The organism is Flavobacterium xueshanense (genome assembly GCF_900112975.1).
GTDB lineage: Bacteria > Bacteroidota > Bacteroidia > Flavobacteriales > Flavobacteriaceae > Flavobacterium > Flavobacterium xueshanense.
On sequence record NZ_FONQ01000010.1, the window covers coordinates 57,289 to 80,224 of the forward strand.

Genomic DNA, 22,936 nt, shown 5'->3' on the forward strand with positions numbered 1-22,936 from the left:
TTTCATTCGCAGTTTTTAGGTTTCGTACTGTCAGCTGCGAATGAAAACTGTGAACTCTATTCAAACAATTCTCCTCGATGCGGTTTCAAAACATCTCGAACCTGAATCATGTTTTCATCCGTTACTACCATAAAAGCAATGGCTTGCATCTCGTTTTGAATCTCGAATCCTGTGATATTTAGCGGTAATTTTTCAATAGCGATGTATTCTTTTAAATGAATTTCGTGGTGTTCCGCTGTTTTTGCGGAAGCCGGACCGCGAAAATCCCAAATCAGTTTTATTTTTCTAGACATTTTTTTCTAAGATTAATTGGTTAACGTTTTAATTGTTTACCTGTTTTAGAGTGCAAATTTACAAAGTCTAATTCGAAAATTGGTCAAAGTAAAAAATTGAAAACGGATTCTGTCTTCATTTAGAAGAAGTCACTTCAAAATACTACTTTTGTACTAAGATTGTTAGACAGTTTGCGAAAGTCTAATAATCTAAAAATCGAATAAACTAAAAAAATGCCTCAAGAACTCTTATTACAAGTCTCTCCAGAAATTGCATCAAATGATTTGTTGTTGAAAAATCATTTATCGAAACAAATTAAGGTTTCTGTAAATGAAATTCAACATGTTTCCATATTAAAAAGATCTATTGATGCCCGTCAAAAAGCTATAAAAATCAATCTTAAAGTTGTAATTTATTTAAAAGGAGAACCTTTTCAAGATCAAAAAATTCAACTCCCGGATTATGGTAATGTGGCTGGAGCTCAAGAAGTAATTGTTGTTGGTGCCGGACCTGCCGGACTTTTTGCTGCTTTGCAATTGATAGAATTGGGTTTGAAGCCCATAGTTATCGAGCGTGGAAAAGATGTTCGAGGCAGACGTCGAGATTTAAAAGCCATTAATGTGGATCATCTTGTAAATGAAGATTCTAATTATTGTTTTGGCGAAGGCGGAGCTGGAACCTATTCTGATGGAAAGTTGTACACCCGTTCTAAAAAAAGAGGCGATGTAACGCGAGTTTTGGAATTGTTTGTCGCTTTTGGAGCCTCCGAGGATATTCTGATTGAAGCACATCCGCATATTGGAACGAATAAATTGCCGCAAATTATTCAGGACATTCGAGAAAAAATTATCGAATGTGGCGGACAGGTTTTGTTCGAAACCCGACTAACGGATATTTTAATAAAAAATAATGAAGTTCAAGGTATTGTTACTCAAAAAGGAGATACGATTCTTGCCAATAAACTCATTTTGGCCACCGGACATTCGGCGCGTGATATTTTTGAATTATTGGACCTAAAAAAGATTTTTATCGAGGCGAAACCTTTTGCCGTGGGCGTACGGGCGGAGCATCCACAATCTTTGATAGATAGTATTCAATACAGCTGTGATTATCGTGGGGAATTTTTACCTCCGGCACCGTATTCTATTGTGAAACAAGTTGGAGGAAGAGGAATGTATTCGTTTTGTATGTGTCCCGGAGGCGTGATTGCACCTTGTGCCACTAGTCCTGGTGAAGTGGTAACGAATGGTTGGTCACCATCCAAAAGAGATCAGGCTACCGCTAATTCCGGAATTGTAATTGAATTACAACTGGAAGATTTTAAACCTTTTGCGAAATTTGGTGCTTTGGCCGGAATGGAATTCCAAAAAAGTATCGAGCAGCGCTCTTGGCATTTGGCAGGCGAAACCCAAAAAGTTCCTGCGCAACGTATGATTGATTTTACACAGAACCGAGTCTCCTCGGATATTCCTAAAACGTCTTATGTTCCCGGAACGACTTCAGTAGAAATGGGACAGGTTTTTCCCGGATTTTTAACGCAAATATTGCGAGAAGGATTTACCGAATTTGGAAAGTCTATGCGTGGTTATTTGACAAACGAAGCCATACTTCATGCTCCGGAATCCAGAACGTCATCGCCAGTGCGAATCCCGAGAGATCCGATGACGTACGAACACGTTCAAATAAAAGGCTTGTATCCGTGCGGAGAAGGTGCGGGTTATGCCGGCGGAATTATATCTGCCGCTATTGACGGCGAAAAATGTGCTTTGATGATTGGTGCGATTTTGAATAAATAGAAATCAAAAAGAATAATCGATTGTGTGCCTTTGGATAATTTTAATAAAAAATTGAAATTATCCAAGCATGTTTTACTGCGTATCATAAAATTTAACATTCTATTTACTTTGTGATTTTTATGCTAACCAAATTTTTATTGTTAATACTTCTTATTTAAAAATGATATAATTAAGCTTTTTTTTGTGAAAAAAAGAATAGTATTGTTATCAAGCTTCCTAATTTTGTATTGGTACTGAATTTTTTTCTCCTATATTTGTGAGGAAACGATAAAAATAAAAAAATGTTTGAAAAATTTAAAAAATCTGAAATTTTAATTTTGGTATTGGTTATCGCGTTGATTTTTACTTCTGAATATTTTTATATTGTATTAAAAGATCCACAGCGCGCTATTTTTATTGGATTGTGGCCTCCAACAATCCTAGGTCTATTGATATTTTTAAATTTAAAACTTAAAAAATAATATGGAAAATTTAGAATTAATTATCCTGACAATAGTGGTGATTTTATGCTTCGTGGCGTTCTTTATTTCTACTTTTAACGAATTTGAAAAAGTCGAAAAAAAAAATTTAACGAGCGAAAATAGTAGGGGTATATTATCCAGATTCTTAGCATACCTAGAAAGTTTAGTAGCGGATTAGTTATTTGTAGCAGCATTGTTGTTGTGCCATTCATAATCTCATTCTGCGATCGTCAGTCAATTTTGAAGGATAAATGCATTGCAAGATGCGGTATACCAGTTCGTTTTAACGCCAACCATGATTTAATTTGCAGCCTATTTTTGGCATATCTTCATGGTAAGCTTATTTTCTTTAGTGTTTTATAATTTTTTTTTACACAAGGGTCTGATAGGGTAAAGTCGCATTTATTTTAAGGAATAGTAATGCTCTTTTAGAAGTCATTGTAACTTTAATGATTCTGAGTTGGTTTCTTTCTTTAGAATCCTTGTTGAAGGTAGAAATTATTTTTTTTAAATGTAGAATCACAACATTGTAATCGTGCCATTTCCCTAGTAAATCCGACAGCTTATCCTGATCGAGAACTAATTTGTTTTGATCAGGATTCATGATTTTCTCATTATACTGGTATACTTTTAATCGTTTTCGAAAATCGTGGATTTGTTTCTTTTTGAAATCATTCTTACGGATTAATTTTTTCAACTCCTTTCTCGTTTTATTTCTGTAACGATTTACCTTTTTTTTACTTGCTTTAGTAAACAAACAAATAATTTTACGATATTTCCCCTTCAACTTTTTGATTAAACGCTTATTTGCTGTCGCAAAGAAGTTTTTTATTTTTTTGGTTTCTAGCTTTTTTAATTGATTGGGGTATTTTTTAAGCAAATGAAAATTCGGCTGTTCCTCAAGAATGGTTTGTTCCAATTGAAGTTCCCTAATTTCTCCAGCTTTTTTAAAAATAATTCTGAAAGGTGTAAAAGTTTTTTGGAGCTTAAATTTCTTGGAACAAAAGGCAATTAATTCAAATAATGCCTTTAGTCTCTTGATTTCCACCCGTAGTTCATGAAAAGTTTCGACAGTATAACAGTCGGGAGCTTTCTCCAGGATGAGGTTTAAGGCTTTTTTTCGTTTTTTAAAATATGTTTCCAATGCTTTCATTTAACATCCTTATAATTGATCATGTTCCTATGTATTTCTTGTACCGAGTTTTTGATATTTTTGATAAAAGAATAATGCGAGATAATAAAGTAAATTTACTAAAAAACGGTGTAAAATATATTTTAAGTTTCTTTAAATCAGCTATTTATTTTGATATTAATCAAAAATAAAAAAAAATAGAAAATCTCTTTTCGGTTGTTATTTTTTAAAATTTCTGTTTGCAGGGATTTATTTTTTAGCATTCATTTCCATATAATCTAAAGTTAAATTTGACATTGCCTTCATTCCTAACACAAAACCGCTCTCGTCAATATAGAAATCAGGAGTATGGTGAGAGGCAGTTTCAGTTGGATTTTTGCCTTTAGGCATTCCTCCAAGGAAAAAGAAAAGACCAGGAATTTTATCTTGATAATACGAAAAGTCTTCTGCTCCAGTTGCTGCAGGTGTCAAGACTACATTGTTTTTTCCGGCGACATCTTCCAGTGTTGGTACCATTTTTTCGGTCAGTGTTGGGTCGTTGTACGTGATCAATGTTTGTTTTGTAATGCTTACTTCGGCAATGGCTCCCGCACTTTCTGCAATATTGGTGGTTATTTGTTTCACGCGGTTGTGAATCATTTCCTGTACTTTTTTATCCAATGTACGAATCGTACCGGCCATTTCGAGTTCTTCTGGAATAATATTGCTTCTTACACCAGCGGTCACTTTTCCAACACTTACCACAGCAGCTGATTCCGTTAGATTTACGTTGCGACTCACAATAGTTTGCAAACCCAAAATTATTTGAGAAGCCGTAACGATAGGATCCACGGATTGCCATGGACTTGCTCCATGCGCTTGTTTTCCTTTTATTTTTATTTTGAACCAGTCCGATGAAGCCATAGCTCCTTTTGGGCGATAATTGATTTTGCCGACTTCGGTTTGTGCGCTGATGTGCAAACCAAAAATCACGTCTACTTTTGGGTTTTCAAGGACGCCTTCCTTTACCATTAGTGCGGCTCCGCCTTCTTCTCCTTCTGGCGCTCCTTCTTCTGCAGGTTGAAATATGAATTTGACAGTACCTTTTAATTCACTTTTGATATTAGCCAGAATTTCAGCAGTTCCCATCAACATTGCTACGTGCGAATCATGTCCGCAAGCGTGCATGACACCCACTTCCTGACCGTTGTATTCGCCCATTGCTTTTGAAGCAAAAGGAATATTTACTCTTTCCTTTACCGGTAAGGCATCCATGTCGGCCCTAAGAGCGACAACAGGACCGGGTTTTCCTCCTTTTAAAATCCCCACCACACCTGTTTTTGCCACTCCGGTTTGTACCTCGATGCCCAAAGAACGTAAATGTGCCGCTATTTTTTCAGAAGTTTTAAATTCTCTATTTCCTAATTCCGGGTTTTGGTGAAAGTCTCTTCGCCAAGAAATAACTTTAGATTCTAAAGAAGTAGCTTTTTGAGCAACGGTAGCTTTTAGCGCGGTATTTTGCGCTGAGACAAAAATAGAATACGTAAATAAGCCAGTAAAAAGAATAATTTTTTTCATTAGTTGTGGTATAAATTTTGGTTCATTATTAGCGTTTATTTCAATTGAAATGCGGTCTGTTTCGATATTAAATACGCTCAGTTGAAAACAAATATAGCAAAATTATTTTGCCTTGCAGTAATTTTAAATACTGGCATAAAGTATCTTTCTTTGAGTAGAATATAAAAAAAACCGCCTTGTTTGTGACAACAAGGCGGCAGCTTATTAATTTATTTTTGCTTTTTCAATCGGCTTTTAAAAAGCTTTTCGAATTTCTCCATTTTAGGTTGAATTACCATTTGACAATAGGGTTGATTTTTATTGTTGGCATAGTAATTTTGATGGTAATCTTCGGCTTTGTAAAATTTATTCAGAGGTTCTACAGTCGTTACTATAGGACTATCATAAATCTTAGCTTTTTTCATTGCATTGATAATCGTTTGCGCTGATTTTTTTTGTGCTTCATTTTTATAAAAAATGGCCGAACGGTATTGTGTTCCTACATCCGCTCCTTGACGGTTTAATGTCGTTGGGTCATGCACCGTAAAAAAGACTTTAAAAATTTCATCCAGATTCGTTACGTTTTTGTCGTAGGTAATTTTTACCACTTCGGCATAACCCGATCTTCCGGTCGACACGTCTTCATAGGTAGGATTCGCATTTTTGCCACCTGCATATCCTGAGATTGCCGATTGTACTCCAATAAGATTCTCATAAACAGCCTCAACACACCAGTAACAACCGCCAGCTAAAGTGATGGTTTCAAGATTGGATTGCTTCGGCGTTTGACTTTGCGCAAACAAACTACTTGTTGTTAAAATGCACAGTAAAAATAGTTTTTTCATGTTATTTGGTATCAGGAATAAAGTCAAGTGCGATAGAATTCATACAGTATCTTTTTCCGGTTGGTTCTGGTCCGTCATCAAAAAGATGCCCTAAATGGCCATCACATCTTCCGCATAGTGCTTCGATTCTTTCCATTCCAAGAGAATTATCGGTTTTATAAACTACACTGTTTTTATTGTCTTGTTCGAAGAAACTTGGCCAGCCACAATTGCTTGAAAATTTGGCACCGGAACGAAATAGTTTGTTGCCACAGGCCGCACAATAATAAGTTCCTTTGTCATCTGTATTCCAATATTTTCCTGTAAAAGGTCGTTCCGTATCCGCATTACGGGTGACTTCATACACATCTTCGGGTAAAACTTTTTTCCATTCGGCATCACTTACGTTAAGTTTTGTCGTATCTGTATTGGAGTAATACGGATTTCCGGTTTTGTTTATAGTGTTTTCCATTGCAACAGTTTTTTTTATAGTTCCTTGTTTTTTTGTTGTTTGCGCACAGGCTGTGAACATGAATAATGGGATGAGAAATAATGCGCTTAGCACTTGATTTTTTGTTTTCATTTTGATTTCTTTTTATCACAAATGTAAATGACTTTCAGATTTTAAAGTGTCACCTACTTTGTAATTGGATTTTCTTTTAATTGTGTTCTAACTTATTTACATTTACGAAAAAATGATGCTTTTAGTTTTAAAATTTCAAAGTATAATAAACTGTAAATTAGGAGTGTGTTTTAATGCATATAAAATTAGAATATTGACATATTCAACACTCGTTAAACTTTTCACAATTTCAAAAACGTCACAGATACCCGTTCTTTTTTTGTATTTTTGACCTAATAATAAAACCACATGTTAGAAGAAAACGTAATATTAGTTAATGAAAAAGATGAGCAAATAGGACTGATGCCTAAGCTTGAAGCACATCAAAAAGCGGTCTTGCATCGTGCTTTTTCCGTTTTTGTTTTAAACAGTAAAAATGAAATCATGCTGCAGCAACGAGCGCATCAAAAATACCATTCACCCTTGTTGTGGACCAACACCTGTTGCAGCCATCAACGTGAGCAAGAAACAAATATTCAAGCAGGAAGCCGACGATTGTTTGAAGAAATGGGTTTTAAAACTGAACTCAAAGAACTTTTTCATTTTATTTACAAAGCGCCTTTTGATAACGGTTTGACGGAGCATGAACTCGATCATGTGATGATTGGCTATTATAACGACGCACCGGTGATCAATCCGGAGGAAGTGGAAGACTGGAAATGGATGAAAATTGAGGATGTGAAAACAGATATGGAACTTCAGCCTGCTTTATACACGGTGTGGTTCAAAATAATTTTCGAGGAGTTTTACCACTTTCTGGAAGAGCATAAAAGCCCTTCGTCTGCAAATGCGGGAGTAAATAACCTTTAATTCATAATATTTTATGAAAGTTACTATTTCAAGAAAAGCCCATTTTAATGCGGCCCATAGATTACACAGAAAAGATTGGACTTTTGAGCAAAATGATGCTGTTTTTGGGAAGTGCAATAATCCTAATTTCCACGGACATAACTATGATTTGACAGTAAGCGTTACCGGTGAGATTGATCCTGAAACAGGATATGTCATGGATGTAAAATTTTTAAGTGATATTATTAAAGAGGAAGTTGAGAATCAGTTCGATCATAAAAACCTGAATCTGGATGTTCCTGAATTTGAACATTTGAATCCAACAGCCGAAAATATTGTGGTAGTCATTTGGAATAAAATCAGAAAAAGAATTAAGGCGGAATTTGAATTGGAAGTGGTGCTTTATGAAACGCCTCGTAATTTTGTAACCTACAAAGGAGAATGAAAGAACTAAAAGTAGGGGATACCATTCCTCGTTTTACCGCAAAAGATACCAATGGAAATGATTTTGACAGTGCAAATGCAGTAGGCCTCAAACCTCTTGTTATTTATTTTTATCCAAAAGACAATACTCCTGGTTGCACCGCACAAGCCTGCAGTTTTAGAGATCAATATGAAGATTTTAAAGATTTGGGAGCTGAGGTGATTGGCATTAGCAGTGATAGCGTTACTTCCCATCAAAAATTCAGTAAACAATTCAAGTTGCCTTTTATTCTTTTGTCGGATTCGGATAAAAAAATTAGGAAACTCTTTGGTGTCCCTGCTGGAATGTTTGGGTTATTACCGGGAAGAGTGACCTATGTAACCGACAAAAATGGAGTAATACAAATGATTTTTGATAGTGTATTGGCAACAAAGCATATATCAAAAGCCCTTGAAACCATCAAAAAAATAGTATCGTAGATTAAAAAAGTAGCACAAGCTATTTATCTTATTTCTTCCTTGTTTTGTAATCTGTAGTAAGTTTGCTTTAATTATTGAAGTAAATGTGCCAATTGTTATTTAAAAAAATATTGGTTTTGTACATTTGACTTTCGAAAAAAAACCCAGCCTAATATGAAATTTTATCCATTACAATTCGAACCCATTTTTAAAGAAAGAATCTGGGGTGGTGAAAAACTAAAAACAGTACTTAATAAGCCAATTACTACTAATAACACTGGCGAAAGTTGGGAGTTGTCTACAGTTGAAGGTGACGTAAGTGTTGTGGTCAACGGAGAATGGAAAGGAAAATCATTTACTGCAATTATTAATGAGTTTCCCGATGAAATAGTAGGAACGGAAGTTCATGCCAGATTCGGAAAACAATTCCCATTGCTTTTTAAGTATCTGGATGCCAGCGAGGATTTGTCCATTCAAGTGCATCCTAACGATGCTTTGGCTAAAAAAAGACATAATTCTTTTGGTAAAACTGAAATGTGGTATGTCATGCAAGCGGATAATGACGCCAGAATCATTGTAGGGTTCAAAGAAGATTCAGATGCGGCGGAATATTTAGAAAATCTAAAAAACAAAACATTACTTTCTATTCTTGATTCAGTAAAAGTACAATTGGGTGATGTTTTCTTTTTAGAAACGGGTACGGTTCACGCTATTGGCGCTGGATTAGTAGTTGCCGAGATTCAACAAACTTCAGATATTACCTATCGTATCTATGATTTTGACAGAGTGGATATTCATGGAAATACCAGAGAATTACACGTTGATTTAGCTATGGATGCCATCAATTATAATAAAGTACAAACCAAAAAAGAGTATACGAAGAATGTAAATGAGTCAAACGAAATTGTTGACTGTCCTTATTTTACAACTAATTTTATTCCGTTGGACGGAGAAATTTCGGTTTCTAAATCCGGGGAAAGTTTTACGGTTTATATGTGCTTGGGCGGATCTTTCGAAATAGAAAACAACAATTCAAAATTGCACTATATAAAAGGAGACACTGTTTTGATTCCAGCAGCTATGAAGAAATTCATTCTTAATGGAAAAGCTTCAATTTTAGAAATTTACATTTCATAGTCGGTAATAGAAAGATTATGTGTACTTTTGCAGACGCAAATTAAAATTCAAATTTTAAAAAAATAAAAATGGCAAACGTTAAAAATTTAAAAAAAGACATCAACTACGTTTTAGGAGATATTATTGAAGCAGTTTACTTATTCGAAATTTCTACTACAGGAAAACCAACAACAGAAACTAATGCTTTAATTGATGAAGCTATCGCTGCTTTTGACACTTTGATCACTAAAGTGAATGTTAAAAAAGTAGAAGATAAAAAGGCACACTTCAAACAAATCAATGTTGAATTGGAACAAACTGCTAATCAATTGATTGCTAAAATCAACGAATTGTAGTTAAAGAAAACGCAAAAAAAGTTTGAATTTGTTTTGGAAAATAGAAATTCAGACTTATATTTGCACCCGTAATGAGTCGCCAGCGTAGCTCAGTTGGCTAGAGCAGCTGATTTGTAATCAGCAGGTCGTGGGTTCGAGTCCCTCCGCCGGCTCTTTAATAAAACCACTTAACTTTTGTTAAGTGGTTTTTTGTTTTTGGTAAAAATGAGAAATGAGTTCTGCTTTTATTGAATGTCCTAATTTTTAGGTTAAATTTGAAATCTAACCTAAAACCAAATATATTATGGAAGAGCATTCAGTTGTTGAAAGTTTCGAGATGAAACTAAGTGAGTCCGCAAAAGACTTTTTGAAGGAAACCGCAAAGTGGGCCTATTTTTTATCCATCCTGGGTTTCATAGGAATAGGTTTTATCATTTTTGCGGCATTATTTGCCGGGACACTTTTCTCTAGCATGAGCAAGATGAATCCTGCAATGGGAGCCATGGGATCTTCTTTTGGAATCGTAATGGCTTTTGTTTACTTTTTGATTGCGGTGCTATATTTCTTTCCGGCATATTACCTGAATAAGTTTGCCTCAAATGCTAAAAGAGCATTCAAAAATAATAATTCCGAAACCTTGACTATTTCTTTAGAATATCTAAAATCGCATTATAAATATATAGGAATTATGACTTTGGTAGTTTTCTCTCTTTATTTTTTAATGTTTATCGGGATGATTGTTGCCGGAATGTCATTTAATAATGCTTAAATAATTAGCTGTAGCTTATTAATGATGCCAAATGCTTTTTATTCGAATATTGAAAACATTTCTATGATAAACCAAAAAACCATCTTGTTTTTATCAAGATGGTTTTTGTTATTTTGTTATAAAAGGAATCGTTTATTTTTGATTCTTAACTGTGGCAATATACTCCGTTAGTTTTTTACCGTACAGTGATTTTGCTACTTTTGGAGACATTGATTTTTGAATTGTATCTAAGTATTTTACATTGATGTCATAAATCTCCGATAAGGCGATATAAGGTGATACCTCGAAGTTTCTGTTATTTAATGCAAAATTAGTAGCAAATAAATATTTTCGTTTGATATTAGAATCTTGTTTTGCACTCAGACTGTCAACTGCTTTTGTGTTTTGACTTTTGATTGCATTGAATTTTTTTTCAATCAGAGAAAGATTCTCATTTGTAAAACGGGAATTAATTTTTTTATACTCTTCGTATATTTCCTGATTTTTTGATCCTGTAATTTTGGCATCAGATAAATAATGGTCTAAAGTGGTTTCGATAGTTATGTTACCCGGTTCAGCAAAAAAAGGCAGATTGTTGTCTAAAGAATTGCTCACGCCTCTGTCCAAGAATAAATAAAGCATTTCTGGGGATTTAAGATCAAGATCGCTTTCGAAAGCAGCACTCCCATTAATATTGATTGTGTCAATGGCTACCAATGTTGTATCAACGATTCTTTGAATGTACAAGGTCCCTTTTTTCAATCCTTTTATATTTCCGGTAATGTGTACATTGCCTTTAGATTCATTCTGGTTGCAGGCGGATAATAAAAGGAGTGCAACGAATGCAATAATAGTTTTTTTCATGTGTAGTTAAAATTTGTTTTGGATAAGGAATTGCTATTCTGGTTATGATTTTATTGGAATGATTGCGATTTAATTGGTGTTTCTATTTTTGCGCAAAATAAAGAAAATTGTTGGAAAGATTTTGGTAACGCATTCAAATTTTACAAAAAAAATCCCAATCTAATTTCTAAATTGGGATTTCTTAAAATTCTTGTAGAAGTTATGCTTTGAACCAAGCTTCTTTCAACGCTTTTTTTGTCGCATCAGTTGCTCTAAGGCCTTCTTTTTCTTCATAAGGAAACTTTACTTTTCCTTTGATTATTTGTTCTTTGCCATCACGTTTTATTTTAATTGCGATAGCATCATTTTCTTTCCAGTTTTGACTTTCAGTAATCATTTCGTAAATATTGTCTAATGAATACGGCTTGTTATTGATGGATACTATAATATCTCCACCTTTTAAACCAAGATTACTATAAAACACATTGAGCTCCATATTTGGTATCACAATGATTTCTTTTGTTTGTTGGTTTACGGTAATGTATGGCGTTTGTCCTTTCAAGAATACATTTCCCGGAACTTTTTCAACAGATTTTGTAACACCAACTTTAGCCAGATATACATCGTAAGGAATTGGGGTTGTACCAGAAACATAAGTAGTCAAAAAAGCACCCACTTCAGGGTATGTAAATGACGTTATTTTAGCAAAAAGTTCATTGTCATTAAATGGTTTTGATGCACCATATTCATTGGATAATTTTTGCATCAAATCAAGAATTCCTCTTTCGCCCTTACTTTTTTCTCTGATGATGATATCCAAACACATTCCAATCAATGCTCCTTTTTCATATACGTTCAAATATTGGGCTTTGAAAGGTTCTGTCAACACATTTGCACTCATCGTAGTGAAAGGCATCGTGTCATTCATTGCGTTTGCATGTTCAATTTTTTCAGACATACGCGTGTAAAACTCCTCTTCCGTAATTAAGCCTTGATTAATCTGAAAAAGATTGGCGAAATATTCCGTTACACCTTCATACATCCATAAATGTTCTGACATTTTTGGCGTATTGTAATCAAAATACTGAATCTCTTTAGAATGAATCGTTAAAGGAGTTACAATATGGAAAAACTCATGTGAAACAACATCTTTCATTGATTTAACCAATTCGGATTTAGGCATCATTTCCGGTAAAACAACTGTCGTAGCTGTTGGATGTTCTAAAGCTCCAAATCCTTTTGCGTCAGTAGGTGTCATGCTTGATAAATACAGTAAAACAGTGTATTTTTTAGTAGCATTAATTTTTCCTAAAAAAGTTTTCTGAGCAATCATCATTGTTTTCATCTCCGGAGTGATGCTTTCGGCAGTTACTTTTCCAGTAGGAGAGTATACGCCAATAAGGATTTCCATACCATCTACAGTGAAAGTAGTGTAATCCGGTTTAGCATACATAACTGGATTTTCAACCAATTCAGCGTAACGTAGCGTTTTAAAAACATCATTGGTCGTACTCGCATCCAAGTCGGTCATTGAAGTCGCGCCCCAAAGCATTTCAGGATGTGAGATGCTTACGGTGTAGGCGAAATCTTTTTTGTCTTGAAAATATCCCACAAAACCATGCATGTTTAGCATAAAGTTTTTACCAGCATCTATATTTGTTCCAGCAGGAGAGAAAATATCATTTTGACCAAAACCGCCGCCTTTTTCAGTATCGAATGTATCGTTTACCAAATAAGTGATTTTTACCAATGATTTCGCATTCTTGATATTCCAAGTGTTGTCATCGGTTTTTGTCGTGGCAAGTAGGTTTCCTTTGCTGTCAAAAGCTTTGAAATCTTCGATGTATTTTCCGTAATCATCTATTGAATAGGTTCCGGGAATAATTTTAGGAACGCTGTACGTCACTTCTTCAGTATTGATTTTAGGCGATGTTATAGTGACCATAACCTTGTCATCTTTTACATCGTTCAAATTAATGGCAACGTCTACTTGTTTTTTTGCAATAGCAGCAACAGCCGGGTTTGCAGTTTTACAGCTCCAAAGAATCGAAGCAAATGCCAGTGAATAAAGTATTCTTTTCATTTTGTTTGTTTTGTTTGTTGTTGTTAGTCTTCTCAATTGTACAATTGTTACAGCTTAAAGTGATTTTACAAATGTTGTTATGGTGCTTGTTAATTTTGTAGCAATTGGTACATCAGGATTAGAATAGGATTTCATGTTTTCAGTATCGTCTCCGCTAATTTTTTTAAAAATATGATTCATATTTTCAATCAAAACGAGTTCACCCTCGGGCTTTGCTTTTTTTAACAGTTCCGCTTCTGAAATAGCTACTTGTAAATCTTTGGTTCCGTTTACTATTAGTACCGGCATTTGTAATTTTGCAATTTCAATTTGTGGGTTGTATTGTATCCATGAAATCATATAAGGCTGAATACTCTCTCTAAAAATGGAAGCTAACATCGGATTTTTTAATTCGAAAGTTTTTCCGCTTTTAAGGATATCGAGATTTTTTTGTGTTTCTTCTTTTAGAAAAGGCGCTTGTTTTGTAATCTGTTCTACTAAAACTGCATCAATAGTTCTTCCCGCTCCTGCCAATGAGATAAAAGCGTCTGCTTTTTCATTTGCGGCAATCATTCCTATCAAGGAACCTTCACTGTGCCCTGCAATTACTATTTTGTTGTATTTTTTTTTATTTTTAAAAAATAACAAAACGGATCTCGCATCGGTAATGAAATCATTAAAAGTTAGCGTTGCCTCATTCACGGTTCCACTTTTCATTTGAGCAATGATTCTTTTATCATAGCTAAAAACAGCAATATCATTTTTTGCTAATTCTTCGGATACGTATTTTAAAGAGTTATTGGCCAATCCTTTTTGATTGCCATCTCTATCTGTAGGTCCTGAACCAGCAATGAGTATTACAAGGTTGGTTTTCCTATTTTGTTTTAAAGGCGAATACAGCGAACCATTGATCAATGAATTTACAGCAATTTCTTCTTTATTAAAAGATTTAACCGCAGTTTCTGTTTGGGAATAAATTGGTATTGAAAAAAATGCCATCAATAGGAATAATAATTTCTTCATTTTATTTTTCGTTTAATAAGTTCATTATCATTGCAGGATTTTCAACTTCAATGATTAATTTATTATAATAGGAATCTTTGAGTTCGACAATAATTGCATTTTTTTTATTGCAAACATCCCAAAAATTACGTTTTCCTTTTTTTATATAAGTTCCAGCAGTAATAACCCATGGTAATTGGGTCCCTGGCATTTTCCAACCAATCCAAAAAGTAAACTCATCATTGCTTTGATACGCTCGGATGATTTTATTTTTGGGTACTCTAATATTATTTTCGAAAGCCCAAAATTTATGACTTCCAAGAATGTTAAAGATAAATTCGTTGTCTTTTGATGTAAGTGAAACCATTATTGAGTTGAAAAAAAGTTAATTGCATAAAAACAAAAACTCCCGGATATCAGGAGTTTCAATCTTTAATCTAATTTATTTTTTATGTAGTATTTACCATCTAGGTCTTCGTCAAAATTATCAATCTTAACGGGTTTTGGTTTTGGTTTATTGGCAGTTGCTTTCTTTTTCCACATTTCGAATTTTTCTGCGGGCATCTTCTTTTTCATGATCTCAAGAATCTCTTTTTCTGCTAGACCAAATTCTTTTTTTATGACTTCAAAAGGATTTTTTTCTTCTAAAGCCATTGTAACAAGTTTTTCTGTTTGCTCCCAGTTCAATTCTTTTCGGTTACTCTTTTTCATCACGTGAAAATTAATTCAAATAAGTTGTTAATGATTAATAAATTTCATTTCTAATTCGATATCAATATTAAGAAAAAAAATAATTAAATTTTCTCAAATGGACATTTTTTTTATTCTTTTTACTGGTTTTCTTTTAAAGCGGCTTTTTTAAAGGGTATTTTTAATAAATTTTTTAATTCATTGTGTTCCTCAGGATTCAGATGTGTATCGATTCCGTAAATAATATCTGATTTAGGAAGCGTCATGAAAGTCCCGAAAAGCCTGTCCCAAATTGAAAAAATATTTCCATAGTTACTATCCGTATAAGGTAAAACATAGTGGTGGTGAACTTTGTGCATATCCGGAGAAACGATAAAATAACTTAAAAAAGTATCAACCTTTTTAGGAAGAGAAATATTTGCGTGATTGAATTGCGTAGCCACAACAGATAATGTTTGGTAGAGAAAAACCAGCCACATGGGACTTCCTATGATTAAAACACCGATTGCCGTAAATGCAAAGCGAATTACACTTTCTCCCGGATGATGCCTGTTCGCGGTTGTAATGTCAATCCAAGTATCTGTGTGGTGGATTAAATGGAAACGCCATAAAAATTTGGTTTTATGTTCCACTAAATGTACTAGATAGGCACCAATCAAATCCAATAAAAGCAATCCGACTAAAGCGTAAAGCCACAATGACATTTCAGGAAGCCATTGTAATATTCCAAAATTATTGGCAATAGTCCAATCAGCTGCTTTCAATAAAATAAAAGCTAGACAAAAGTTGACAAGAATAGTCGTGAACGTCATGAAAATGTTAATACCCGCATGATGCCATTTTTTGTACGTGAAATTAAATAACGGAAAAGCATTTTCTATTAACCAAAAAAAAGTGATTCCGCCCACCAGAATTAAGCTTCGGTGTGACGAAGGAATCGTCGAAAAATAAGTAACAATAGCATCCATGATTTAAGTATTTATTCCAAATCTAATAAATTTTTTAGAAAATATCTATTTGATTACCCGAAAAGTAGCATTTATTCTGGGACCAATGGATTTTGCGGTTTTTGGAATTTGATGTTTCCAGAAATGTTGTGTGGTTCCTTTCATCAGAAGTAAACTTCCATGTTCCAGAACGATGCTTTTTTTCTGGTCTTTGTCCAAATTATGTTTCAGCTGAAACGTGCGTTCTACGCCAAAACTTAACGAAGCAATTACAGGATTTATCCCTAATTCTTTTTCGTTATCGGCATGCCAGCCGTTGCTGTCCTTTCCGTCGCGATACTGATTGAGTAAAACAGTTGTAAAAATTGTATCCGAAACTTTTTCGATTTCCGTTTTCAGCTTTTGCAAAAGCAAATTCCAAGGATGCGGCTCCATGGTTATATTCGAATAGGAATAGGGTTTTCCTTCGTTTCCAAACAAAGCAGTCAAGCGCGGCTGCGGATGAATTTTTCCATACACCCGAATTTCATCGTGTTGCCAGGGGACATCTTTTATTAATTCTGCAAAAATAAGATCGGCTTGCTCTTTGTCAAAAAACTGAGGATAATAAATAATATCAGCGTCCGGCAAGTCAAGAAAGATGTGGTTTGATAAGGATTCGAAAAGTGATTTCACAGCTTTATGTGTATTGGTAGGCCCAAAAAATGAGAACTAATTGTAAAGGCATTCGCAAAAGCAAAACCCATTTAGGCAAACCCATTCTTGCTTTTTCATCGAAATACATATACAAATGCGTTGGGAAAACTGCAATTAATAACGCGATTACTCCCCATGCAGCGTAGCTTGAAAGTTCAGGGATGCACAATGCAATTCCCAAAATTATTTCCGCTAGACCGCTTACGTAGTTTAGTAATTTTGGATTCGGGAAAGAAGGAGGAATGATTTTCAGGTATAATCTCGGATTTCTGAAATGGTTTAATCCTGCAATAAAGTAAACGAAAGCCATCACATATATATGCCAAGGTAAATTCATAATAAAGTTATTTGATACGAATTTATAAAATTTTTAATGAAATAAATACAAATGTTTTTAAATAGAAATTAAGTCGTTTTCTTAAAATTCACGTTCATAATCACAATTGCCACGATGATTAAAATAATTCCAATCCATTGGATTAAACTCACGTTTTCACTCAAAAGAAAGTATGCCATCAGTACTGAAACCGGAAGTTCCAGTGCAGATACAATGCTTCCCAGACCAATTCCGGTAAGAGGGAAACCAGCATTGAACAACAAAGGTGGAATTATAGTTCCAAAAAGCGCCAGTATTATTCCCCATTTCATGAAAATCTCAAATTTGAAAGGAGTAGTTTGTGTTGCTAATGCAAATCCGGTTACGATAAAAGCACCACCGAGGAGCATGTATAAACTACGTTGCGCTGAGGAAACGTGCGTTGCCAGACGATTAGCGGTAAACATGGTTGTGGTAAAGGAAGCGGCGGCCATAAGTCCTAAAACGATTCCGCGCCAGTCTAATTCTGCTTTGCTTTGTATAAGATTTGTGGCAAGTGCCGTTCCAACTAAAATTATAATTACCGAGATGATTTTTTGAGTGGAAGGTCTTTTCTTTTCTAAAATCATTTCGAATAAAACCCCCATCCAAACGGTTTGCATCAGTAAAACGATAGCAATAGAAACGGGAATGTATTTGACCGCCAAATAATAAAAAATACTCGTCATTCCGAGCGAAGTTCCCGCCAGCATTAGTTGAGTAATGTTTTTCTTGGAGGCTTTTATAACGTCACCTCCTTTTTTAGCTTTTTGGAACATGTTGATAAGCAGCATTCCCAATATTCCATACCCAAATTGTGCAATGGTTACTTCGGGAGTAGTAAAACCTTCTCCATAGGCTATTTTTACTAAAGTTGCCAGCATTCCATAACTCGTTGCGCCAAGACCTACCAGAAAAACTCCTTTTAGTACATTATTCTTTATCATTTTTTTTCAATTTTAAAAAGCGGGCAAAGATAAGGTTTAGTTCCTTTTATGAGTTATAAACTAGAAGTTAATATTTAAGACTTTAATTCTGTTATGAATATTAGTCGCAAGGAGGGGATTTAAATTAAATCGATTGGATTCTCAGGTGAATGCTGGGTTTATTTTAATCCGTTGCGTACAAATCAGGTTTTTTTAATACATAGAAACATAGTTTTTATACATTTCTATCAAGACGTTACACTTAATTGCAGTAAATCATTGCATTGTGAACCCAATAATTGGGCTATACCAATCTTTTTTCTATGTTTCTATGTGTTTATTTTTTATATTTTTTCAAATTAAAATAATTGTTCCAACGAGTTATTTTACTTCTTGATCTGCTAAATCGCTTAAATGCAATCGCAATCCGTTAACGGAAATACTGATTTCCCAAAACGATAATAATAATGATATTAATAGTGCTAATAAACTTAGTCCGAAAAGGTAAATTCCAGCCGTTTGTTGTTCCAAGAATAATAGCAGCATTGCAAAAACAGATAAAAACAGACTTAATACTCCAGCCATTTGCATGTTGCGAATCAAAGTTAAGCGTAAATTCAGATTTTTAATTTCCAATAAAATCACATCATTTTGTTTTTCCTTGTACGTTTTTTTTAAACTTCTTACAATTGTGGCGATAGTCAAAAACCGATTGGTATAAGCCAATTAAATTAGCGAGGTTGCACCAAAAAGTAAGGCAAAAGTTTCTATTTGTAAAATCATTTTTAATTTAGTTTTGAATTGTAATTTAAAACGAATTACAAAGTTCGTTATTCTGTATTAAAATCGATCTTGTAGTCTTATGAAAAATAACAATTTTCTAAAATCAGTTCGTTTTTTGGTAACGTTTAGAAGCTTAGTACTACTAAAAGAGTAACACAAATAGAAACGATGAAGAAGAATTATTTATTGAGTATGTTTTTTTTAGGAGCAATATTCACACTCTCAGCTCAAGAAGAACCCAAAAAAGCAGTAGAACTGAATGAAGTTGCAATTGTAAAAACTAAAAAAGCAATTGAACAGAAAGCGGATAGAACTATATTTGATTTTTCCGGTCAGCCCAGTTTAAATTCCGGATCGGTATTAGAAGGGATCAAAAAATTACCTGGACTTATCGCTTCAGATGTTGCCGGGATGATGTATCAAGGCAAACAGTTGGATGTTTTTATGGACGGAAGACCGCTTAATATTACTTCTAATGAATTAAATTCTTTTCTGGAAGGAATGCCTGCGAACGCAATTGAAAAAATTGAAATTATCACACAACCAGGGGCAGAGTTCCCTGCTACTTCGGGTGGTGCGATCATGAATATCATCACCAATAAAAACGCTAAAAATTACTTGAGCGCTACATATACGAATAGCACTAATTTTACGAGTTACGACCATTTGCGATGGAGAATCAATAATAGTTTGTTGTTAAGCGCTAAGAATAAATATTTTGGATGGCAATTGAATGTTGGACAAAATTATAGAGAATCTGCGGTGTGGACTTCACTGACTACAAAAGAAAACAATACGACTTCGATACTTTCCATTACGGAAGCAGATCGCTTCGGACGTACTAATTTTGCGAAATCCGCACTGACGTTTGATATTGGTAACGACCGCTTGTTATTTAATTACGATGTGAATTACAGCAATAATAATAGCAATACATTAGGAAATGGTCCCGGTTTCAATACTAATGATGATTCCTTTACAGATGCTTTACGTCAGGATTTTGTTGTTACTTTCCAAAAAAAGTTTGAGGATAAATCTAAAAAATTAGACTTCAAATTCAATTATAACAGTAATCAAAATGATTTCACACTGAATTCAAGAACGAATAACATTGCCATATTAGATAATGCTTCAACACAGCGGTTGTACAATGCTAAATTTGATTATTCGCAACCTATTGCATTTTCTGATGAAGGGAAAATAAGCTTTGGAGGTTTGTATGAAGCGCTTCTTTTTGAAACCCAAAACATGGAAATTGTCAATCTGGATTATCAACGAAAAACAACATCAGCTTATGGAGAGCTACAATCAAAATTTGACAAGTTCAATTTTATTGTGGGAGGTAGAGCCGAGGATTACAATATTACCGGAAAAACTAACACCGCCGATTTAATTCCGTTTAAACAATTCCGTTTTTTTCCAAATGCAAGTGCTCAATATAATTTCAGTAATTCGGTTTATTTTAATGTGAATTACAATAAGAAAATAAGTTTGCCAAGCACTTCTGCTCTTAATCCAAACAACACTAATTATCAAAATCCAAATATAGATTACTCTGGAAATCCTAATTTGCAACCTACTATTTTTGATAATTATGAAGCAAAATTAAGTGCTTTCGATTATGCTTTTATCGGTTATAACGTAAGTTCTGCTCAAAATCAGGTGATCAACAGAGTGTTGCTTACAGATGATGTCGTGGAAAATACAAATATAAATGTTCCTCAAATTAAAATTCACAATTTTAATGTGGGAATGCCTATTCCGTATATGTTGTTTACAGAAGGACTTAAAGAAACTATGAAAATGAATATTAATCCGGATAAAATGAATTTTTTATATGTGTATACAGCATATCAGTTTCATCAAATTCCTGAAATTAAGACCAATGGTTTCTGGATGTTTAATTTGATGTCTCAAATTGTCTTGCCAAAAGACATCAAGTTTGTAGCTAACTTTAATTACATCATGTCTAAGGGGAATTATTTTTATTTCATTGCAGAAAAACCTTTTAATAATACGCTTGATTTAACGTTTTCTAAAAAGTTTTTCAAAGACCAGTTGTCAGTTTCCATAAGTGCTGACGATATCTTTAATTCGAATCGATTTGTGTTCAGTTCTGTTGGTACGCCTTTGTTATTAGCGAATAAAAATGATACGCGTCGTTTTGGGTTCAGTATAAATTATAAAATTCCAACCAAAAACAAATTGGCAAAAGAAGATCCTAATTTATTAAATAAAGAGAAAAAAGAAGAGGGAGGAAATATCTTGAATCAATAAAGATACTGTTTTTGTGTTTAGAATTTTATCAAATTTTATCAAAACTTTTTTTTAAGAAAGCCGTTAATGCCTCTCCTTATTAATAGGTTTTGATAGGCTTTTGCTAAGTTTACTGTATCGGTTACTGGTCTGTTTAACGTACAAAGCAAGCTAAATCTATCGGATAAGGACATATTTAGGCTAAATTTACCTATTGAAATTTAAATTATGGTACAAAAATTAAGACAGCGGGTCAAGAATATATTGGAACATCAAATAAAACATCTGGGCACATTTACCAGTGGTATTTATGCGTTTATTATTGGTTCTGTTTTATTGACAATTGACTATTATGTTGATTTTGGAATGAAATTCAAAATCAATGAAATGGAAATTTACAATCGGCTAATTCCGGTTTCTACGATTTTAATCTCTATTCTTATTGGAATTTCATTAACTACCTTCTCTGTTATTTTTGTTGTAATGCAACTCGCATCTTCTCAGTTTTCACCCCGAATTTTGAGACATTTTTTATCAAATAATATTAAAATGCAACAATTTATCGGATTATTTGTGGGTACAATTTCGTTGTGTGTGTTACCTCAATTGGCTTCTGTTTTTTACCAAACTTCTTTTCTTTTAACACTTACCACAGGCTCTCTTCTTGCATTTTATTGTTTAGTATGGTCTTATCCTAACATGATTAGTTATTTAAGTATAAACATGAATGTCTCCAGTATAACAAATGGAATTAAATCGGAAATGGTTGAAGAGATCAATGTGTTGTATCAGGAAAATTGGAGTGTTGGAAAAAATCTGCTTTACAAACGTTCCAAAATAAACCAAAATAAATTTCAAATAAAAATCGTAAGCCCATTTGAAACGGGCTATTTGGATAGCGTGAATTATAAAAAATTGGAAAAAATAACGGAATATATCAGTAGTTCTGATGTGGGATTATTTTTTGAAAACGCATATCAAAAACCTATTGTAGGGGAATTTATTATGAAAGATACCACTACGCTTATGGTATTAGTTTTTAGTGAGGAACTCCAAATGAATCAGATAATTCGTTTGAAGAAAGATGTAGGAGCGATTGTCAGTAATACTTTTAGAGTTAAATTGTTTAGAAGTCATACTCAAGATGTGAATTTTGGTGTGAGAAAATTGGTAGACATTGCCATAAAAGCCATTTCTCCTGCGGTTAATGATCCAACTACCTGTTTAAATTGTATAGACCAAATAGGGGAAATAGCAAAAGAATTAGCAATACGAGAATTCCCTTCAACAGATTCTAGGACTTTAGGGTCTAAAAAAATACAAGTAAATGAATTTAATTTTGAAGAATTTATTGACTTTTGCTATGATCAGATTTTTCAGTGGGGAAAGGAGGATCCTACCGTGGTTAAAAGAATTCTTCGATCAATCAGGATTATTTTACCATTAGTTGACAATCCTTTTAATTTGAAAATTTTAATTCAACAAGTTGAAGAAATGGATCTTCTTGAAATTTATAACTTGTCACAATACAAAAAAGGAAAGCTAAAAATCTCAAAGGAAAAATTAGTAATTGTAGAGAAGGAATTGTCCAGATTTAGGCAAAAAGCAAAATTGCAAATTACAAAACTAGAGCTAAAAGGAGTTCTCTATCACTATGAGATAAATCATTATTCCGATAATTTAGAAATTACAACTGCTGAATTTGAGGCAATTGAATATCTTAAAGCCTACAAAACTGTAGAGGAAACTATTTATAAAAATGGAAATGATCTTGAATAAAAAGATTAAAAACAGACATTTGCCAACGGTAAGTGAAATTTGGTGAATGTTTTGTTGTTTTGCCAAGAGTACAATAATCAAAA

Annotated in this window: 25 protein-coding genes and 1 tRNA gene; 11 read left to right on the top strand and 15 right to left on the bottom strand. The window is 33.8% G+C overall.

Annotated features, from left to right (window positions below; genetic code table 11):
- Positions 1-56: 56 nt before the first annotated feature.
- Complete coding sequence (locus BMZ76_RS10485; RefSeq protein WP_091205826.1) at positions 57-293, bottom strand: hypothetical protein; 237 nt, start codon at positions 291-293, stop codon at positions 57-59.
- A gap of 213 nt (positions 294-506) precedes the next feature.
- Between BMZ76_RS10485 and BMZ76_RS10490 the strand changes: the two genes are divergently transcribed.
- Positions 507-2,069 (top strand): NAD(P)/FAD-dependent oxidoreductase, encoded by a 1,563-nt coding sequence (locus BMZ76_RS10490; RefSeq protein WP_091205829.1) that lies wholly within the window; start codon positions 507-509, stop codon positions 2,067-2,069.
- 831 nt (positions 2,070-2,900) lie between these two features.
- On the opposite strand, the gene BMZ76_RS10500 is transcribed toward BMZ76_RS10490, so the two are convergent.
- Positions 2,901-3,683 carry a CHAD domain-containing protein gene (locus BMZ76_RS10500; RefSeq protein WP_091205834.1) on the bottom strand — a complete coding sequence of 261 codons (783 nt, stop codon included), beginning with the start codon at positions 3,681-3,683 and terminating at the stop codon, positions 2,901-2,903.
- Here BMZ76_RS10500 and BMZ76_RS10505 point away from each other — a divergent pair.
- Positions 3,674-3,853 carry a hypothetical protein gene (locus BMZ76_RS10505; protein ID WP_143071082.1) on the top strand — a complete coding sequence of 60 codons (180 nt, stop codon included), beginning with the start codon at positions 3,674-3,676 and terminating at the stop codon, positions 3,851-3,853. The genes BMZ76_RS10500 and BMZ76_RS10505 overlap by 10 nt on opposite strands.
- Before the next feature lie 58 nt (positions 3,854-3,911).
- On the opposite strand, the gene BMZ76_RS10510 is transcribed toward BMZ76_RS10505, so the two are convergent.
- The 3 genes from BMZ76_RS10510 to msrB all read right to left on the bottom strand — a co-directional run bounded on the left by BMZ76_RS10510 (position 3,912) and on the right by msrB (position 6,605).
- A complete protein-coding gene (locus BMZ76_RS10510; protein ID WP_091205839.1) occupies positions 3,912-5,219 on the bottom strand; it encodes an amidohydrolase in 1,308 nt (435 codons plus the stop codon).
- A gap of 209 nt (positions 5,220-5,428) precedes the next feature.
- Positions 5,429-6,043, bottom strand: a complete 615-nt coding sequence (gene msrA / locus BMZ76_RS10515) for a peptide-methionine (S)-S-oxide reductase MsrA (RefSeq protein WP_091205841.1) — start codon at positions 6,041-6,043, stop codon at positions 5,429-5,431.
- A 1-nt stretch (position 6,044) separates the two neighbouring features.
- A complete protein-coding gene (msrB, locus tag BMZ76_RS10520) occupies positions 6,045-6,605 on the bottom strand; it encodes a peptide-methionine (R)-S-oxide reductase MsrB (protein WP_091205843.1) in 561 nt (186 codons plus the stop codon).
- Between the two features lie 288 nt (positions 6,606-6,893).
- Between msrB and idi the strand changes: the two genes are divergently transcribed.
- The 7 genes from idi (at position 6,894) to BMZ76_RS10555 (ending at position 10,535) form a co-directional block, all read left to right on the top strand.
- Positions 6,894-7,454, top strand: coding sequence for an isopentenyl-diphosphate Delta-isomerase (gene idi / locus BMZ76_RS10525; protein WP_091205845.1), 561 nt, complete (start codon positions 6,894-6,896; stop codon positions 7,452-7,454).
- Positions 7,455-7,467: 13 nt separating this feature from the next.
- Positions 7,468-7,878: a 6-pyruvoyl trahydropterin synthase family protein gene (locus tag BMZ76_RS10530; RefSeq protein ID WP_091205848.1), complete on the top strand. Its 411-nt coding sequence runs from the start codon at positions 7,468-7,470 to the stop codon at positions 7,876-7,878.
- Positions 7,875-8,336 (top strand): peroxiredoxin, encoded by a 462-nt coding sequence (locus BMZ76_RS10535; protein WP_091205850.1) that lies wholly within the window; start codon positions 7,875-7,877, stop codon positions 8,334-8,336. Before BMZ76_RS10530 ends, BMZ76_RS10535 begins: the two co-directional genes overlap by 4 nt.
- A gap of 153 nt (positions 8,337-8,489) precedes the next feature.
- A complete protein-coding gene (locus BMZ76_RS10540; RefSeq protein WP_091205853.1) occupies positions 8,490-9,452 on the top strand; it encodes a type I phosphomannose isomerase catalytic subunit in 963 nt (320 codons plus the stop codon).
- Between the two features lie 68 nt (positions 9,453-9,520).
- Positions 9,521-9,787 (top strand): hypothetical protein, encoded by a 267-nt coding sequence (locus tag BMZ76_RS10545; protein WP_091205856.1) that lies wholly within the window; start codon positions 9,521-9,523, stop codon positions 9,785-9,787.
- A 78-nt stretch (positions 9,788-9,865) separates the two neighbouring features.
- Positions 9,866-9,939: transfer RNA gene (locus tag BMZ76_RS10550), tRNA-Thr, on the top strand.
- Between the two features lie 131 nt (positions 9,940-10,070).
- Positions 10,071-10,535: a hypothetical protein gene (locus BMZ76_RS10555; RefSeq protein ID WP_091205859.1), complete on the top strand. Its 465-nt coding sequence runs from the start codon at positions 10,071-10,073 to the stop codon at positions 10,533-10,535.
- A 132-nt stretch (positions 10,536-10,667) separates the two neighbouring features.
- Here the strand turns inward: BMZ76_RS10555 and BMZ76_RS10560 are convergent, their stop codons facing one another.
- From BMZ76_RS10560 to BMZ76_RS10605, 10 genes are all read right to left on the bottom strand, one after another.
- Entirely contained in the window at positions 10,668-11,378 is a 711-nt protein-coding gene (locus BMZ76_RS10560) for a DUF4369 domain-containing protein (protein ID WP_091205861.1), read from the bottom strand.
- Positions 11,379-11,577: 199 nt separating this feature from the next.
- Positions 11,578-13,440 (bottom strand): M61 family metallopeptidase, encoded by a 1,863-nt coding sequence (locus BMZ76_RS10565; protein ID WP_091205986.1) that lies wholly within the window; start codon positions 13,438-13,440, stop codon positions 11,578-11,580.
- A 54-nt stretch (positions 13,441-13,494) separates the two neighbouring features.
- Positions 13,495-14,442, bottom strand: coding sequence for an alpha/beta hydrolase (locus BMZ76_RS10570; RefSeq protein ID WP_091205864.1), 948 nt, complete (start codon positions 14,440-14,442; stop codon positions 13,495-13,497).
- Position 14,443: 1 nt separating this feature from the next.
- Positions 14,444-14,788, bottom strand: coding sequence for a hypothetical protein (locus BMZ76_RS10575; RefSeq protein WP_091205867.1), 345 nt, complete (start codon positions 14,786-14,788; stop codon positions 14,444-14,446).
- 65 nt (positions 14,789-14,853) lie between these two features.
- Positions 14,854-15,132 carry a DUF2805 domain-containing protein gene (locus tag BMZ76_RS10580; RefSeq protein WP_091205869.1) on the bottom strand — a complete coding sequence of 93 codons (279 nt, stop codon included), beginning with the start codon at positions 15,130-15,132 and terminating at the stop codon, positions 14,854-14,856.
- 119 nt (positions 15,133-15,251) lie between these two features.
- Positions 15,252-16,079 (bottom strand): sterol desaturase family protein, encoded by an 828-nt coding sequence (locus tag BMZ76_RS10585; protein WP_091205872.1) that lies wholly within the window; start codon positions 16,077-16,079, stop codon positions 15,252-15,254.
- 45 nt (positions 16,080-16,124) lie between these two features.
- Positions 16,125-16,733, bottom strand: a complete 609-nt coding sequence (locus tag BMZ76_RS10590; RefSeq protein ID WP_244281793.1) for an alpha-ketoglutarate-dependent dioxygenase AlkB family protein — start codon at positions 16,731-16,733, stop codon at positions 16,125-16,127.
- A gap of 4 nt (positions 16,734-16,737) precedes the next feature.
- Positions 16,738-17,091: a DoxX family protein gene (locus tag BMZ76_RS10595; protein WP_091205874.1), complete on the bottom strand. Its 354-nt coding sequence runs from the start codon at positions 17,089-17,091 to the stop codon at positions 16,738-16,740.
- Between the two features lie 68 nt (positions 17,092-17,159).
- Positions 17,160-18,056 (bottom strand): DMT family transporter, encoded by an 897-nt coding sequence (locus tag BMZ76_RS10600; protein WP_091205876.1) that lies wholly within the window; start codon positions 18,054-18,056, stop codon positions 17,160-17,162.
- A gap of 360 nt (positions 18,057-18,416) precedes the next feature.
- Positions 18,417-18,761 carry a DUF2721 domain-containing protein gene (locus BMZ76_RS10605; protein ID WP_262987283.1) on the bottom strand — a complete coding sequence of 115 codons (345 nt, stop codon included), beginning with the start codon at positions 18,759-18,761 and terminating at the stop codon, positions 18,417-18,419.
- Between the two features lie 225 nt (positions 18,762-18,986).
- Between BMZ76_RS10605 and BMZ76_RS10610 the strand changes: the two genes are divergently transcribed.
- Positions 18,987-21,095: a TonB-dependent receptor domain-containing protein gene (locus tag BMZ76_RS10610; protein ID WP_091205880.1), complete on the top strand. Its 2,109-nt coding sequence runs from the start codon at positions 18,987-18,989 to the stop codon at positions 21,093-21,095.
- A 207-nt stretch (positions 21,096-21,302) separates the two neighbouring features.
- Positions 21,303-22,853 carry a DUF2254 family protein gene (locus BMZ76_RS10615; RefSeq protein WP_091205884.1) on the top strand — a complete coding sequence of 517 codons (1,551 nt, stop codon included), beginning with the start codon at positions 21,303-21,305 and terminating at the stop codon, positions 22,851-22,853.
- Positions 22,854-22,936: the final 83 nt, after the last annotated feature.